This is a genomic window from Amycolatopsis sp. lyj-90 (genome assembly GCF_046549035.1).
Classification (GTDB): Bacteria; Actinomycetota; Actinomycetes; order Mycobacteriales; family Pseudonocardiaceae; genus Amycolatopsis.
Window position 1 is genome coordinate 418,613 of sequence record NZ_JAJPWP010000008.1, and the last position, 14,865, is coordinate 433,477.

14 protein-coding genes are annotated in these 14,865 nt (G+C 69.2%); 7 read left to right on the top strand and 7 right to left on the bottom strand.

The features are described 5' to 3' along the window. Window positions 1–152: 152 nt before the first annotated feature. Entirely contained in the window at window positions 153–1,850 is a 1,698-nt protein-coding gene (locus tag ACLJPX_RS30785) for a bifunctional 3'-5' exonuclease/DNA polymerase (protein ID WP_410603996.1), read from the bottom strand. 150 nt (window positions 1,851–2,000) lie between these two features. Here ACLJPX_RS30785 and ACLJPX_RS30790 point away from each other — a divergent pair, with 150 nt between their 5' ends. After that, window positions 2,001–3,635, top strand: a complete 1,635-nt coding sequence (locus ACLJPX_RS30790; protein ID WP_410603997.1) for an acyl-CoA synthetase — start codon at window positions 2,001–2,003, stop codon at window positions 3,633–3,635. Here ACLJPX_RS30790 and ACLJPX_RS30795 read toward each other — a convergent pair. Next, entirely contained in the window at window positions 3,632–4,582 is a 951-nt protein-coding gene (locus tag ACLJPX_RS30795) for a hypothetical protein (RefSeq protein WP_174720381.1), read from the bottom strand. The genes ACLJPX_RS30790 and ACLJPX_RS30795 overlap by 4 nt on opposite strands. Window positions 4,583–4,843: 261 nt before the next feature. On the opposite strand from ACLJPX_RS30795, the gene ACLJPX_RS30800 reads away from it, so the two are divergent. The 5 genes from ACLJPX_RS30800 to ACLJPX_RS30820 all read left to right on the top strand — a co-directional run bounded on the left by ACLJPX_RS30800 (window position 4,844) and on the right by ACLJPX_RS30820 (window position 9,593). Then, complete coding sequence (locus ACLJPX_RS30800) at window positions 4,844–6,094, top strand: S8 family peptidase (RefSeq protein ID WP_410603998.1); 1,251 nt, start codon at window positions 4,844–4,846, stop codon at window positions 6,092–6,094. Window positions 6,095–6,194: 100 nt separating this feature from the next. Continuing rightward, window positions 6,195–6,947: an SDR family oxidoreductase gene (locus tag ACLJPX_RS30805; RefSeq protein ID WP_101605798.1), complete on the top strand. Its 753-nt coding sequence runs from the start codon at window positions 6,195–6,197 to the stop codon at window positions 6,945–6,947. After that, a complete protein-coding gene (locus ACLJPX_RS30810) occupies window positions 6,944–8,008 on the top strand; it encodes a phosphotransferase family protein (RefSeq protein WP_410603999.1) in 1,065 nt (354 codons plus the stop codon). Before ACLJPX_RS30805 ends, ACLJPX_RS30810 begins: the two co-directional genes overlap by 4 nt. Further along, window positions 8,009–8,665 carry a histidine phosphatase family protein gene (locus tag ACLJPX_RS30815; protein ID WP_410604000.1) on the top strand — a complete coding sequence of 219 codons (657 nt, stop codon included), beginning with the start codon at window positions 8,009–8,011 and terminating at the stop codon, window positions 8,663–8,665. A gap of 10 nt (window positions 8,666–8,675) precedes the next feature. After that, window positions 8,676–9,593 (top strand): SMP-30/gluconolactonase/LRE family protein, encoded by a 918-nt coding sequence (locus ACLJPX_RS30820; protein WP_410604001.1) that lies wholly within the window; start codon window positions 8,676–8,678, stop codon window positions 9,591–9,593. Here ACLJPX_RS30820 and ACLJPX_RS30825 read toward each other — a convergent pair. After that, complete coding sequence (locus ACLJPX_RS30825) at window positions 9,585–10,055, bottom strand: VOC family protein (protein WP_101605802.1); 471 nt, start codon at window positions 10,053–10,055, stop codon at window positions 9,585–9,587. The genes ACLJPX_RS30820 and ACLJPX_RS30825 overlap by 9 nt on opposite strands. A gap of 62 nt (window positions 10,056–10,117) precedes the next feature. On the opposite strand from ACLJPX_RS30825, the gene ACLJPX_RS30830 reads away from it, so the two are divergent. Beyond that, entirely contained in the window at window positions 10,118–11,068 is a 951-nt protein-coding gene (locus ACLJPX_RS30830; protein ID WP_410604002.1) for a helix-turn-helix transcriptional regulator, read from the top strand. 30 nt (window positions 11,069–11,098) lie between these two features. Here ACLJPX_RS30830 and ACLJPX_RS30835 read toward each other — a convergent pair whose 3' ends face one another. The 4 genes from ACLJPX_RS30835 to ACLJPX_RS30850 are packed head-to-tail and all read right to left on the bottom strand — an operon-like array spanning window position 11,099 to window position 14,836. Next, window positions 11,099–11,926, bottom strand: coding sequence for an enoyl-CoA hydratase family protein (locus ACLJPX_RS30835; protein ID WP_410604003.1), 828 nt, complete (start codon window positions 11,924–11,926; stop codon window positions 11,099–11,101). Then, window positions 11,923–12,615: an SDR family NAD(P)-dependent oxidoreductase gene (locus ACLJPX_RS30840; RefSeq protein ID WP_410604004.1), complete on the bottom strand. Its 693-nt coding sequence runs from the start codon at window positions 12,613–12,615 to the stop codon at window positions 11,923–11,925. The genes ACLJPX_RS30835 and ACLJPX_RS30840 overlap by 4 nt, the downstream gene beginning before the upstream one ends. After that, a complete protein-coding gene (locus ACLJPX_RS30845) occupies window positions 12,612–14,114 on the bottom strand; it encodes a benzoate-CoA ligase family protein (RefSeq protein ID WP_410604005.1) in 1,503 nt (500 codons plus the stop codon). Before ACLJPX_RS30845 ends, ACLJPX_RS30840 begins: the two co-directional genes overlap by 4 nt. Next, window positions 14,111–14,836, bottom strand: coding sequence for a creatininase family protein (locus ACLJPX_RS30850; protein ID WP_410604006.1), 726 nt, complete (start codon window positions 14,834–14,836; stop codon window positions 14,111–14,113). Before ACLJPX_RS30850 ends, ACLJPX_RS30845 begins: the two co-directional genes overlap by 4 nt. Between the last annotated feature and the right edge of the window lie 29 nt (window positions 14,837–14,865).

Here is a 14,865-nt window from a genome sequence, read left to right on the forward strand (position 1 = left end):
TGAAGGGGCCTTTCCCCGCATGTGACGCGGTGAAGGACGCTTTCACTGCATAGGACGCGGGGAAAGGCCCCTTCAGCTGGCGTTGTGGCTGAACCCAAGGTGATCCGTCTCTGATCACCTGTGATCGCCCATTCCAGTCCTCTACTTGCGATTTACTTCGCGTCGGCGTAGGTGTCCACGGCGGCGATGTGCAACGGGAACCGGACCGGGCAGGCCTCCCCGAACAGCATCCGCGCCGCCTCCGTCATGCTGTCCACAATGGACTGCGAGACCTCGTCGGCGAACTCGGCGGGGGTGTGCACCAGGACCTCGTCGTGCTGGAAGAACACCAGATGCGCGGGGGAGGGGAGCTTGCCCCGCAGGGTCGCCAGCAGGACCGCGGTCATGTCCGCCGCGCTCGCCTGCACGACGAAGTTGCGGGTGAACCGGCCCCAGTTGCGGGACGCCTGGCGAGCCTTGAGCTCTCCGGCCTCGTCGTCCGCCACGCCGCCGGTCAGTGCGCGCCAGGCCTCCGACGGCGCGGGCGACGTGCGGCCGAGCCGGGAGCGGACGCGCTCGCCGCGTTCCCCGGCCTGCGCGGCACGCTCCACGTAGGACACCGCGTCCGGGAACCTGGTCCGCAGCAGCGCCAGCAGTGGTCCCGCCTCGCCGGACGTGCCGCCGTACATCGCTGAAAGCATCGCGATCTTCGCCCGGTCGCGGTCGTCACGGTCGTCCCAGGCGGGCACCGGGACGCGGCGGACCCCGGAGAACATCGCTTCGGCGAGGCTCGCGTACAGATCCGTGGCCGCGGCGACGTCGGCCAGCTTGCGGTCCCCGGACAACGCCGTCAGCACCCGCGGCTCCAGTTGTGCGGCGTCGGCGACCACCAGTTTCCAGCCCGGATCGGCCCGGACGCAGGTCCGCAGGACCTTCGGGATCTGCAGCGCGCCGCCACCCCGGCTCGCCCAGCGTCCGGAGACGACCCCGCCGACGATGTAGTGCGGGCAGAACCGGCCGTCGTGCACCCACTCGTCGAGCCAGGTCCAGCCGTTGGCCGAATGCAGCCGCGCGAGTTCCTTGTACTCCAGCAGCGGCGGGACGGCGGGGTGGTCGATGTCGCGCAGCAGGTACTTCCTGGCCGAGGTGACCTCGATGCCCTCGCGTCCGAGCGCCCGGACGACGCTGGCCGGGGCGTCCGGGTTGACCGGGCGCCCGCCGAACGCGTCGCTGATCTTCGCCGCCAGCTCGACCAGCCGCTTCGGCCGCTGCCCGGCCGGGACGCGCGGCCCGAGCTGATCGGCGAGCAGTGCGAGATGCATGTCCGCCCGCCACGGCAGCCCGTCGGCCGACATCTCCGCGGCCGCCAGCGCGCTCGCCGACTCCGCGGCGAACAACAGCCGGAGCCGCTCCGGATGATCGGTGAGCGCGACGCGCTTCTCCTGCTCGGCCAGCACCCGGCGGACCGCGTCGATCACGGTGACGCCGGACGGCAGCCGGGGGCCGCGCGTCTCGAACAGCGTCGGCTGGTCGTCCTCGGCCCAGAGGGGCGGCTCGTCGGCGGGCGCCTCCTGCCCGTTCGCCCTGGCCAGCGCGCCGTGCAGACTCCGCGACTCCTGCGGGCGGCCCTCGTGGGCCAGCAAGAGCCCCTCGGTCAACGTCAGGTCGTGACACCGCCGCACCCGGACGCCTGCCTTGATCAACGCCGGATACGTCCGTTCGACCGACGGGAACACCCAGCGTGGCGCGTGCTCCGCCTCCAGGCGCCGCACCTCGTCGACGAACTGCGCAAGCTTCAGGCCCCGCGGCGCTTCCCCGGAAATCGAGATCGCGAAGTCGCCATCTTCCTCTTGACCTGCGAACGCTTGCACGTTGCCATTGTGCTAGTTGCCACCGACATTTCTGTCACCAGCACGCTAGTGCGCCTGCGCTACCGGTCGGCTACTGTCGAGTAGCAACCCATACCGCCGGTACGTGAAGGCGGAATGGCGTCTCGCCGCAGCAGCAACGGAGGTGCCCGGATGAGAAACCCCACCGGCCTCGCCACCCTGGTGGCGGGCAAGGTGACCGAGACCGTGCGGAGCATCGACGTGATGCGCCAAGCGGGCCTGCTCCCGATCCCGCGGGTCGACGAGGGCCTGCGTTCGCTGGTCATGGTGCGGAAGTGGGGTCCGTTCGCCGGCGCGAACATGATCGCCGCCCGCCGGGACCCGACCGCGACCGGCATCATCGACGAACTCGGCCCGCTGACCTTCAAGCAGCTCGACACCCAGTCGAACGCGCTGGCCAGGGCGTGGGCCGAACGCGGCCTCGGACCGGGTTCGGTGATCGCCGCGTTGTGCCGGGACCACCGCGGTCTCGTGCTGACGATGCTCGCCTCCGGCAAACTCGGCGCGAAGCTGCTGTTGATGAACACCGGGTTCGCCAAACCGCAGCTCGCGGACGTCGCGAAGCGCGAAGGTGTCACGGCGCTCGTCTACGACCAGGAGTTCACCGACCTGCTGGACGCGGTCGAGGGCGAGGTCGACCACTACCTCGCGTGGGTCGACTCGGACACCGTGCGCCCACGCGACATCCCGGTCGTCACCGAACTGGTCGCCAGCACCGACGACCGCCCGTGGCCGGCGCCCGCCAAACCGGGTGGTTTCATCCTCCTGACCAGCGGCACCACCGGGACACCGAAGGGCGCGCCGCGGCCGCACACCTCGGCGCTCGCCTCCGCGCAGTTCCTCGACCGCATCCCGCTGCGGACCGGCGAGGCGACCTACATGGGCGCGCCGCTGTTCCACGGCACCGGGTTGTCGCAGTTCATCCTGTCCTTCGCGCTTGGCTCGAAGGTCGTCATGCGCCGCAAGTTCGTGCCGGAGGAGACGCTGCGCGGGGTCGCGGAGAACCGCTGCACCACGCTGGTCCTCGTGCCGACGATGCTGCAGCGGATCGTCGACCTGCCCGAAGAGATCCGCGCCAAGTACGACACCTCGTGCCTGCGGATCATCTTCGTCGCGGGTTCCGCGCTGTCCCCGGACCTCGGGAACCGCGCGACGGCGGCGTTCGGTGACGTCGTGCACAACCTCTACGGCTCGACGGAGGTCGCGGTCGCGACCGTCGCGACGCCGGAGGACTGGCGCAAAGCGCCGGGCACAGTCGGCCGCGCGCCGGTGGGCTGCAAGGTCGCGCTGTACGACGAGAAGGGCGGCAAGATCACCGAGCCGCACGTCACCGGCCGGGTGTTCGTCGGCAGCGGGCTGAGCTTCCAGGGCTACACGGACGGGCGGCACAAGGAGATCATCGACGGTCTCCTCTCCAGCGGCGACGTCGGTCATTTCGACGAGGACGGCTTGCTGTTCATCGACGGCCGCGACGACGAGATGATCGTCTCCGGCGGCGAGAACGTCTTCCCGATCGAGGTGGAGAACCTCCTGGTCGAACGCGAGGACGTCCTCGAAGCCGCTGTGGTCGGTGTCGAGGATCCCGAGTTCGGGCAGCGGCTCAAGGCGTTCGTGGTGCGGGCCGACGAGTCGGACCTGGACGTCGACGGGGTGCGTGAGTATGTCAAGGCCAACCTCGCCCGGTACAAGGTGCCGCGCGACGTGGAGTTCCTCGACGAGCTACCGCGCAACGCGACCGGGAAGGTACTGCGCAACAAGCTGCACTAGTACTCCCAGTCGATGCCGAAGACCCCGGGACCGAAGTCGAGCGCGACGGCGTGGACGCCGTTGTTCTGATCGAGCTTCAGGTCCCGGCGGTCCAGCGGTGAGGTGCCTTGTCTCGAATACTGCCAGCACTTCGTCGGGATGGTGTCCGGGTCGAACCGGATCTCCAGCAGGTACTCCCGGACCGGACGCCGGAACTCGCGGTAATGCGTGTTCCGGCATTCCGGGTACGGCGGGCCGGGGTTCGTCAGGGAGTACTCGATCAGGTGCGTCTCGCCGCGGTCGATGGGCCGGTCGAAGAGCAGTTCGGCCACCGTGAGCCCGTGCTCGTCGTCGACTTCGGCGCGGCCGACGTGGCAGTTGCGCAGCGTGTTCAGCACCGGCGGCCCGGCTTCCGGATCGCCCTGGGCGTAGACCAGCAGCCAGCGATCCTGCCCGTCCGCGCCCGCCTGGAACACCGCCCGCGCGGTCACCGCACGTTGCCCGCCGTCCGCGGCGATCTCGCACAGATCGTGCAGGCCGACCAGTTTCAGCTGATGGTGTTGTTCGAGCGCGTTGGGAGCGCCGACCTTCTCCAAGAGCGCTTGAAGCGCTTCGAGTGGGAAGGTCAACGGCTGTTCGGTGGTGGCCCGGCTGCGGCGTGACGACGCCCCGCGCGGCCGCGGCGGCGGCAGCAGGCTGAGCAGCGAACCGGCGGGAATCGCCAGGACCTCTTCGAGGACCCGGACGGCGGACAGCGAACTCTGCCGTTCCGGCTGGCGTTTGCCCGACTGCCAGTAACTCAACGCGGTGACGCTGACCGACGCGCCTCGGGCCAGAAGCCGGGCTTGGATCCGGTCGAGACTCAGGCCGCTGGTGGCGATGGCCGACCGCAACGCCGTGGCGAACGCGGTCCGCGGCTCCTCTTCATCGTCCGTGGTCACTCGATCCGCCGTGCTCCCCGCCACCATATGTCGCCCGACCGCCCCCGTCTGCCGTTTCTTGACACCGTCGGAGTTGATAACAACACGAATAACTTTAACAGTCTGGGGTAACACTCCAGGGGCGCCTTCTGCCAGGCGAAAACGCCTTTCCGGACGAGCGCCGTTGGTCCTTATGGCCTAGTACTGGTAACTGTGAATCATTGCCCGGCACCTGGCGAACCGGTTTGCATGGCTGCAGCAACGATCATCCTCCCGGGTGATCCGCACGGCGCGGCAGGAAGGGAACCAGTGAGCAAGTCCCGGAAGAACCTGAAGTCCCGAAAGACCCGTAGCGGTTTGGTGGCGGGAGTCGCCCTCGCCGGTGTGACCGCGGCGGTCGCCACGTTCGGTGCGGGTGCGGCCAACGCCGACCAGCAGGGCGAGATCCGCGGCGCCGGTGCGGCCAACGCGGTCGGCGGCAGCTACATCGTCGTCCTCAAGCCCACCGCGGTCGGCCAGGGCGTGGCCGCGGCGAGCGAGATCACCGCGAACGTCGCCTCCCAGGCACAGGGCCTCACCGGTCAGTACGGCACCACGCTTTCCCGCACCTACGGCTCGGCGCTGAACGGCTTCTCGATCAAGGCCGACGAGGCCGCCGCGAAGCGCCTCGCCGCCGACCCGCAGGTCGCGTACGTCGTCCAGAACAAGACGTTCAAGATCAGCGAGACCCAGGACAACCCGCCGTCGTGGGGGCTCGACCGCGTCGACCAGGCGGACCTGCCGCTCGACAACAAGTACACGTACCCGACGAAGGCCGACAACGTCACCGCCTACGTCATCGACACCGGTGTCCGTGGTTCGCACAAGGACTTCGGTGACCGCGCGACCGGCGGCAAGGACTTCGTCGACAACGACGACACCCCCAACGACGAGCACGGTCACGGCACGCACGTCGCCGGCACCATCGGCGGCACGGACCACGGCCTGGCCAAGGGTGCCAAGATCGTCGGCGTCCGGGTGCTGGACGCCAACGGCAGCGGCACCACCGAGGGTGTCGTCGCCGGTGTCGACTGGGTCGCGGCGAACGCCAAGGGCCCGTCGGTCGCCAACATGAGCCTGGGCGGTGGCGCGGACGACGCCCTGGACGAGGCGGTCAAGGGAGCCATCGGCAAGGGCGTGACCTTCGCGCTCGCGGCGGGCAACGAGTCCTCCGACGCCGGCACCACCTCCCCGGCCCGCGTCAAGGAGGCCATCACGGTGGCCGCCAGCGACAAGACCGACAAGCAGGCCAGCTTCTCGAACTACGGTTCGGTCGTGGACCTCTACGCGCCGGGTGTCGACATCACCTCGTCGTGGGGAACCGGTGACGACGCCACGAACACCATCAGCGGTACCTCGATGGCCGCTCCGCACGTCGCGGGCGCTGCCGCCCTGTACCTCTCGGCCCACCCTGACGCCACCCCGGCCCAGGTCGCCGAAGGTCTGGTCGCCGCGGCCGCCGACGGCAAGATCAGCAACCCGACCGGGGGCACCGCGAACAAGCTGCTCCAGGTGAAGTAAACGTCCTTGCGGACAGGCTGCCCCCGGCGAACTCCAGGCGCCGGGGGCAGCCACCTGTCCGAGGGGCGCCGGACTTGTTACCAACGGGTAAGCTCCAGCCATGGTCCTGCGGAAGAACATCCTGATCACCGGGGCGAGCTCCGGACTCGGCGAGGGAATGGCCAGGCAGTACGCCGCCAGAGGCCGCAATCTGGCACTGGCAGCCCGCCGTGTCGACAGGCTCGAAACCCTCGCCGCGGAACTCAAGAAGGCTTATCCCGGCATCACCGTGGTCACCCGGAAGCTGGACGTGAACGACCACGACCAGGTCTTCACCGTCTTCGAGGAGTTCCGTGAGGAGCTCGGCTCCCTCGACCGTGTGATCGTGAACGCGGGCCTCGCCAAGGGACAGCCGATCGGCTCCGGCCGGTTCGACGCCAACCGCCAGACCCTGCAGACCAACTTCCTCGCCGCGGCCGCCCAGATCGAGGCCGCCGTCGGCATCTTCCGGAAGCAGAAGGAAGGCCACCTCGTGGTCGTTTCCTCCTTCTCCGCGCTTCGCCCCTTCCCCGGCAACATGACCGCGTACGCCGCCTCGAAGACGGGCGTCTCGGCGCTCGCCGAGGGCACCCGGATCGAGCTGATGAGGACGCCGATCAAGGTCACCCAGCTGCTGCCCGGGTTCATCGAGTCGGAGATGAACGTGGACATCTCGAAGATCCCGCTCGCCGTGAAGGCGGAGACCGGCGCGCAAGCGCTGGTCAAGGCGATCGAAACCGAGAAGGCGAAGGCGTTCGTGCCGTCGTGGCCGTGGACCCTGCTCTCGAAGGTGTTCCGGTTCGTCCCGGTGTCGGTGCTGAAGAAGTTCGCATGACCCTGGCCGAGGACAAGACCGTCGAGGTGCGCGGAGAGGACTCGTTCGACCCCGCCGTCGTGCACGCCTGGCTGTCCGGACGCGTTCCGGGCCTCGGCGACGCGCCGCCCGTGGTTCGCCAGTTCCCCGGTGGAGCCTCGAATCTCACGTACCTGCTCACCTATCCGGACCGCGAGCTGATCCTGCGGCGCCCGCCGCTCGGGCACAAGGCCGCGTCCGCGCACGACATGCGCCGCGAGTTCCGCGTCCAGCAGGCGTTGCGGCCGGTCTTCCCTTACGTGCCCGAGGTTCTCGCCTTCTGCGACGACGAAACCGTGCTCGCCGGCGACTTCTACGTGATGGAACGCCTCGAAGGCCTGATCCTGCGGGGAGATCTGCCCGCGGGGCTCGACCTGACGGCCGAGAGCGCGCGTGAGTTGTGCGGCAAGGTCGTCGACCGGCTGGTGGAGCTGCACGCCGTCGACGTCGAGGCCGCCGGGCTGGCCGATCTCGGCAAGGGCGCCGGGTACGTCGAACGTCAGGTGCGCGGCTGGTCCGAGCGGTTCCTCAAGGCGCGCACGGACAACGTCCCCGACTGCGCCGAGGTGATGGCGTGGCTGAAGGAGAACCAGCCGTCCGAGGTCAAGATCTGCTTGATCCACAACGACTACCGGCTCGACAACCTGGTCCTCGACGGCGATCTCGGCATCGTGGGCGTGCTGGACTGGGAGATGGCCACCCTCGGCGATCCGCTGATGGAACTCGGCAGCACGCTGGCGTACTGGGTGCAGGACGACGATGACGACGTCATGAAGCTCAGCCGCCGCCAGCCGACGCACGTGCCGGGGATGTACACGCGCGAGGAATTCGTGCGGCGGTACGCGGAACGCTCCGGCCTCGCGATCGGTGACTGGACGTTCTACGAGGTGTACGGCCTGTTCCGGCTCGCGGTGGTGATCCAGCAGATCTACTACCGCTTCCACGCGGGGCAGACGAGCAACCCGGCGCTGAAGGATCTCTGGCAGTTCGTCGGCTATCTCGACGGGCGTTGCCGCCGGATCATCGCGAAAGGCCGGGCGTAAATGGGCGCGATCTACCTGGTCCGGCACGGGCAGGCGTCATTCGGCGCGGAGAACTACGACCAGCTCTCGCCGCGCGGCTTCGAGCAGTCCACTGTGGTCGGTGAGGAACTGTTGCGGCGGGGTGTCGAGTTCACCCAGGCGCGGTCCGGTTCCCTTGCCCGCCAACGGGATACGGCCGCGACGGCGTTGAAGGCGCTCGGTTCCGGGGTCGCCGTCGTCGAGGACGAACGCTGGAACGAGTACGACCACGTCGACATCGCGAAGTACCACGCGGCCGGTGTCCAGCAGACCGATTCGCGGGCGTATCAGGCCGCTTTGGACGGTGCGCTGAGCGCGTGGATCGCGGCGGGGGCCACCGGTCCGTGCGCCGAGACCTGGCCTCAGTTCTTGGAGCGGGTGAAGGGCGCGCTGGCGGACGTCGTGGCCGCGTTGGGCAAAGGCGAGCACGCCGTCGTCTTCAGCTCCGGTGGGGTGATCGCGACGGTCTGCGGCGCGCTGATGGGCACGCCCGAGGCGGGGCTGCTGAAACTGAACCGGGTCACCGTGAACGCGGGCATCACCAAACTGGTGTCCGGCCGCGGCGGGGTGACCCTGCTGTCGTTCAACGAACATCCGCACTTCGAGGCGGAAGCCGCGAAACTGCTCACCTACCGCTAGGAGACACGCGATGGCGTTCGGCGAGGTCACGGTCATCCCGGTCAACGGGCACGGTCCCGAAGACGTCGTGGTCGACGACCAGGGGCGCGTCTACACCGGCGTCGACGACGGGCGGATCCTGCGCGTCTCGCCGGACGGCAAGCGGATCGACGTCCTCGGCGACACCGGCGGCCGCCCGCTGGGGCTGGAGTTCTACGGCGACGATCTCCTGATCTGCGACGCCAAAGCCGGGCTGCTGACGATGCCGCTCGCCGGTGGCGACATCACCACCCTGGCGACTTCGGCGGTGGGCCTCGACTTCGTGTTCTGCAACAACGCCGCCGTGGCCGCCGACGGCACGGTGTACTTCACCGACTCGTCGCGGCGGTTCGGCATCGAGAAGTGGCGCGACGACCTGATCGAGCAGACCGGCGGCGGACGGTTGCTGCGGCGGACCCCGGACGGGAAGATCGAGCAGCTCGCCGATGGTTTCCAGTTCGCCAACGGCGTCGCGCTGCCGCCCGACGAGTCCTATGTGGCCGTGGCCGAAACCGGCGCCTACCGGGTCGCTCGCGTGTGGCTCACGGGCGACCGGGCGGGCACGCGGGACTATCTCGTCGACGACCTGTGGGGCTATCCCGACAACATCTCGACCGGCAGCGACGGACTGATCTGGATCACCGTGGCGAGCCCGAAGGTGCCCGCGCTTTCCTTGATACAGAAGCTCCCCGCGCCGCTGCGGGCCGGTGTCCGCGCGCTGCCGACGTCGCTCCAGCCCGCGCCCGCGCGGGAATGCGGGGTGCGCGGGGTGACTCCGGACGGGAAGCAGGTCCACGAACTGCGCGGGGAGATCGACGGGTTCCATGTCCTCGTCGGGGTCCGGGAACGGGCGGGGAAGCTGTACTTCGGCTCCCTGGAGGACAACGCGATCGCCGTCGCGTCAGTCTAGGCAGAATTCGTTGCCCTCCGGGTCGTTCATCACGATGAAACCGAGGCTCAGCGGCTGCTCGGGCTCAAAGCGCTGAATCCGCTTCGCCCCCAGCGCGACCAGCCTGTCGCACTCGGCCTCGAGTGCCGCCATGCGCTCGTCCCCCTCAAGACCGGGAGCGGCGCGGAGATCGAGGTGGATGCGGTTCTTGGCGATCTTGTCCTCCGGGACCTGCTGGAAGAAGATCCGCGGCCCCACGCCGTCCGGGTCCTGGAGGGCGGACCTGCTGTTGCGCTGCTCCACGGGCACACCCACCCGCTCGAGGAACTCGTCCCACGCGTCCAGCGGATCGGTGCCCTCGGGCACTTCGACCCCCGGCGGGCCGGGGTGGACGTAGCCCAGGGCGTCGCGCCAGAAGGTCGACAGGGCTTTCGGGTCGAGGGCGTCGAAGCTGACCTGGAATTCGCGGCTCTTGCGGTTCATGGGACCACTCTGACATGCCTAGCGGACAGGATCGGTCCGCTATCTCTGACAGAGTGGGTGACATGGAGGACGAGCGGGGTACGACCGAGCGGGTACTCACCCTGCTCGGACTGCTGCAGCAACGCGCGGTGTGGACCGGCCCCGAACTGGGCGAACGACTCGGCGTCACCCCGCGCACGATCCGGCGGGACGTCGAGCGGCTGCGCGCCCTCGGTTATCCGGTGCAGGCCAGCAACGGCGTCGGCGGTGGCTACCAGCTCGGCCCCGGCCACGACATGCCGCCACTGTTGCTGGACGACGAGGAGGCGATCGCCACCGCGGTCTCCCTGCTCGCCGGCGCGGGCAGCGGCGACGCCGCGCTCCGGGCCCTCACCAAACTGGACCGGGTGCTGCCGACCAGACTCCGGCACGAGGTCCGCGCGCTCTCCGGCTCGGTGGTCTCGTTCGACGGAAGCCGCGCGCCGATCGACCCCGACGTCCTCATGACACTGGCGCGCGCGTGCCGCGACGAGGTCGAGGCGGGATTCGGCTATCCGTCCTCCTCGGGTTCCACGGTGCGGCGGGTCGAGCCGTACCGGTTGGTGGCTTCGGGACGGCGTTGGTATCTCTTGGCTTTCGACCTCGACCGTGACGACTGGCGCACTTTCCGCGTCGACAAGATGACCGAGGTTTCCGCGCGATCTTGGCGTTTCCGTCCGCGTCCGGCGCCTGATGCGGCGGCTTATGTGCAGGAGAACGTGGCGAGCCGGGTCTATCAGTACCAAGCGCGGTTTTTGGTGCACGCGCCCGCTTCGGTCGTGCGGGCGCAGATCCCGGCGTCGGCCGCGGTGGTGCGGGAACGGGGCGACGCGCGGTGCGAGGTTTTGAGCGGGGCCGGGGATCTCGACTTCCTGCTGATGCATGTGGTGGTGCTGGGGCATTCCTTCGAGGTGATCGAGCCGGTGGAACTGGGCGAACGGTGCCGGGTTCTGGCCGAACGGCTACTGGGCGCCCGAGGTCCCGTTCCCGAGTGACCCGCATTTAGAGGACTAAACGCGATCCGCCTAACGCCCGGTCCATTGAGGTGAGCGTCCGGCCGCCCAGGCGGCGTAGAACTCACCGTGGTCCTTGGCCGTCATCAGCAAAGCCTGCGTGATCGCCTCGAGCTCGATGGAACTCCCCAGATCCATGTCCTGCTCCCGCGTCAGCAGCACCTTCGTCGTGCTGTAAGCCAACGCCGGTCCATCGGCCAGACGCCGTGCCAGCGAAGAAGCCGCGGAAGGCAAGTCGGAGTCCGGAACGACCTGCGAAGCCAGCCCGATGGCCTCGGCCCGCGTGGCGTCGATCTTGTCGCCCAGCATCAGCAACTCCGTCGCCCGCCCCAGGCCGACCAGCCGCGGCAGCAGGTACGCCGAGCCCATGTCCGCCCCGGCCAGCCCGACCTTCGTGAACAGGAAAGCGAACTTCGCCGACGACGCCAGCAGCCGGAAGTCGCTGGCCAGCGCGATCACCGAACCCGCGCCCGCCGCGACGCCGTTCACCGCGGCGATCACCGGGATGGGGCACTCGCGCAGCGCTTTCACCACCGCGCCGGTCATGCGGGTGAACTCCAGCAGTTCCGCGGACTCCATTTTCTGCAGTTCGCCGATGATCTCTTCGACGTCGCCGCCGGAGCAGAACCCGCGGCCGCGGCCGGTGATGACCAGCACCCGGACGTCGCCGCGGTGCGGCAGCTCGGCCAGCAGGTCGCGGAGGTCCGCGTAGATGTCGAAGGTGAGCGCGTTCAGTTTTTCGGGGCGGTCCAAGGTGACCGTGGCGACGCCATCGTCCACAGTGAACTCGAAATGTTCCCAGTTCGCCGTGATCGGCGGCGTGGCGCGGAACGGGCTCATGATTGGATCCCACCTCCATCGAGGACGAGTGTCTGTCCGTTGATCGCGGCGGCTTCGGCGGCCGCGAAGAAGGTCACCGCGTGGGCGACCTCGTCTGGTTCGAGCAGGCGGCCGAGCGGGGACGCGGCGGCGAGGGCGGCTTCCGCGCCGGCTTCGTCGCGGCCGGTCCGTTCTCGGATCCGGGCCACCGAGGCGGCCGTCATGTCCGTGCGCACGAAGGCGGGGCAGACGGCGTTCGCGGTGACGCCGGTGCCCGCGACCTCGGCGGCGGTGGCGCGCATCAGGCCGACGGCGGCGTGCTTCGAGGCCGTATAACCCGCCGTGTAGCGGTAGCCGATGTGCGACGCCGTCGAGGCGACGGTGACGATCCGGCCGGTGTCGCGCGAGCGCATGCCGGGCAGAACCGCCCTTGTGCACAGGAAAGCGCCGGTCGCGTTGACCTCGATCTGGGTCCGCCACTGGTCCAGCGACGTCTTCGCCAGCGGCGCGCTCGCCGAGATCCCGGCGTTGTTCACCAGGACATCCACCGGTCCGAGGCCGTCGAAGTACCGGGCGACGGCGTCCTCGTCGGTGACGTCGCAGTCGGCCCGGCCGGGGGCGTGCACCTGGTCGCCGGCGGCCTGGAACCGGGCGGCGATGGCCGCGCCGATCCCGCGCGTCCCGCCGGTGACGACGACGATCCTGCTCACTCTGCCTCCACCCGGCGCAACGCGCGCCGATCGAGTTTTCCGTTGGCGGTGCGGGGGAGTTCGGTCACGAACACCACCTCGCGCGGGTATTTGTGCTTCGCCAGATGAGTCCGCGCGTGGTCCTTCAGTTCTTCCGGGGTGACGGAAAGGCCTTCCGCCAGGACGACGCACGCCCGCGGGACCACCAGGCCGTCGACGGTCACGCCCAGTACCGCGCAGTCGACGACGGCGGGATGACCGATCAGGCAGTCTTCGATCTCGCTCGGCGCGACGAACACGCCGGACACCTTCAGCAGGTCGTCGGCGCGGCCGTGGTGGTGGAAGTACCCGTCGTCGTCGCGGCTGAACAGGTCGCCGGTGCGCACGGTGTCGCCGTGGAACGTCCGCGCGGTCTTCTCCGTGTCGCCGTGATACTCGCGGGCGATGGTCGGACCGGTGACCTCCAGGGTGCCGATCTCGCCGTCCGGCAAGGGATCGTCACTCTCATCGAGGATGCGGGCGGTGTAGCCGGGGACCTCGCGGCCGAGGCTGCCGACCCGCTGCGCGCCGGGCACATTGGACAGATAGATGTGGTACGCCTCCGAGGAGCCGATCCCGTCGATCACCGGGACACCGAACAGGTTGTCCCACTTGCGATGCAGCTCCGAAGGCAGCGCCTCGCCCGCCGACGTCGCGAGCCGCAGCGAACTCATGTCCACTCCTGCCGCCGAAGGATGGGCGATCATCGCGCTCATCATGGTCGGCACGTTGACCAGGATCGTCGGCCGGTGGCGCTCGATCAGCGAGAACAGCAGCTCGGCGGTGCTGCGCTGCGGGAACACGATCCCGGACGCGCCGACGCCGAACGGGAACAGCGCGGTCAGATCCCGCGCGTAGCCGAAGAACAGCTTGGGCACGGCCAGTACACGATCGTCCTCGCGAAGGCCGAGCACGCCGAGCGCGTACCGGTCGAAACTCTCCAGCGCGCTGCGCGCCGGGTGCACGCACGCCTTGGGCGAACCGGTGCTTCCGGTGGTGAACTTCCAGATCGCGACGTCGTCCAACGAAGTCGGAGCGGCTTCCAGCTCTGCGGAGGCCGAAGCGACCATCGTGGCGAACGAGTGCTCGCCGGGCTCCAAAGCGACGTCGCCGATCACCAGCAGGTTCCGTGCCCCGGCCTCGCGCAGCGCGGGCAAGGTCGCGGCATCGGCGACGACGACCACGGCCTCGGTGTAGTCCAGGTAGTACGCGTAATCCTTGGGCTGCAGGAAGGAATACACCTCGGCGGTGACCGCGCCGATCTTCTGCGCCGCGTACCAGACGGCCACGAACTCGATGCTGTCGTTCAGCGCCAGCAGGACCCGTTGTCCACTTCGGACACCGAGCTCCCGCAGCACGTTCCCGGCCCGGTTCACCCGCGCCGCCAAATCCGCGTAGGTGACTTCCTCGTCACCGCACACCAGCGCCGTGCGGGAACCGGGGAGGCGGTCCACGAAATGGGTCGCCAGATTGAAGGTCATACCAGCTCCCGGATCGCTTCGACCAGGATGTCGGTGAGCACCGAGAAGGTCTTCTCGCCTTCTTCGGCGGTCGCCTGGGCGGGGGTTCCGCAATAGGCCTCGGTCATCCCGGCCGAGGCGAAGTCGGTGACCCCGCCGCGCGCCAGGTCGACGTGGACGGCGGGCAGGTCGCGCTGGACGACGGCGTCCACGAGGTCCGGCCGGTCGGCGAGCACCAGCGACGTCTCGTACTGCCCGGCATGACACTCGCCGGAGCGGAACTCGTCGGTGAGCCGCGCCGCGTACCGGCGGCGGACCAGGTCCACGAGGCCGACGCCCGCGGTTTCCGCCACCCGCCGCAGTACGGCGAGGTGCGCGGGCTCGAAATGGTTGTTGACCAGCAGGATCCGGGGGAGTCCCTGCTCGGCGAGCGCGCCGCAGATCTCGGTCAGCAGCGCGTGCAGCGTCTCCTCGCCGATCGAGATGCCGCCCGCGAACCCGGCCGCGAACCGGGTCACGCCGTAGGGCATCTCTGGCAGGATCAGCACACGAACGCCGGGGTCGCCCGCCAGCCGCGCGGCGGCGCGCTCGCACATTCCCCGTGAGATCAGGGGATCGGTGCCCAGCGGCGCGTGCGGTCCGTGCGGTTCGACGGCGCCCACCGGCAACAGCAGCACGGGAACGCGCGCGTCGGACGCGAGCGCGGCGACCTGGCGCGAGCTCAAATCCGCGAAGTACGTCACTCGAATCAAGCTACACCGCAGCGGCCTGA

Bases quoted from the DNA above. Each gene is read 5' to 3' on its own strand.
- ACLJPX_RS30795 (WP_174720381.1), bottom strand. From the start codon at position 4,582: ATGGTGGCGGGGAGCACGGCGGATCGAGTGACCACGGACGATGAAGAG.
- ACLJPX_RS30825 (WP_101605802.1), bottom strand. From the start codon at position 10,055: ATGAACCGCAAGAGCCGCGAATTCCAGGTCAGCTTCGACGCCCTCGAC.
- ACLJPX_RS30815 (WP_410604000.1), top strand. From the start codon at position 8,009: ATGGGCGCGATCTACCTGGTCCGGCACGGGCAGGCGTCATTCGGCGCG.
- ACLJPX_RS30805 (WP_101605798.1), top strand. From the start codon at position 6,195: ATGGTCCTGCGGAAGAACATCCTGATCACCGGGGCGAGCTCCGGACTC.
- ACLJPX_RS30835 (WP_410604003.1), bottom strand. From the start codon at position 11,926: ATGAGCCCGTTCCGCGCCACGCCGCCGATCACGGCGAACTGGGAACAT.
- ACLJPX_RS30845 (WP_410604005.1), bottom strand. From the start codon at position 14,114: ATGACCTTCAATCTGGCGACCCATTTCGTGGACCGCCTCCCCGGTTCC.
- ACLJPX_RS30820 (WP_410604001.1), top strand. From the start codon at position 8,676: ATGGCGTTCGGCGAGGTCACGGTCATCCCGGTCAACGGGCACGGTCCC.
- ACLJPX_RS30810 (WP_410603999.1), top strand. From the start codon at position 6,944: ATGACCCTGGCCGAGGACAAGACCGTCGAGGTGCGCGGAGAGGACTCG.
- ACLJPX_RS30830 (WP_410604002.1), top strand. From the start codon at position 10,118: ATGGAGGACGAGCGGGGTACGACCGAGCGGGTACTCACCCTGCTCGGA.
- ACLJPX_RS30790 (WP_410603997.1), top strand. From the start codon at position 2,001: ATGAGAAACCCCACCGGCCTCGCCACCCTGGTGGCGGGCAAGGTGACC.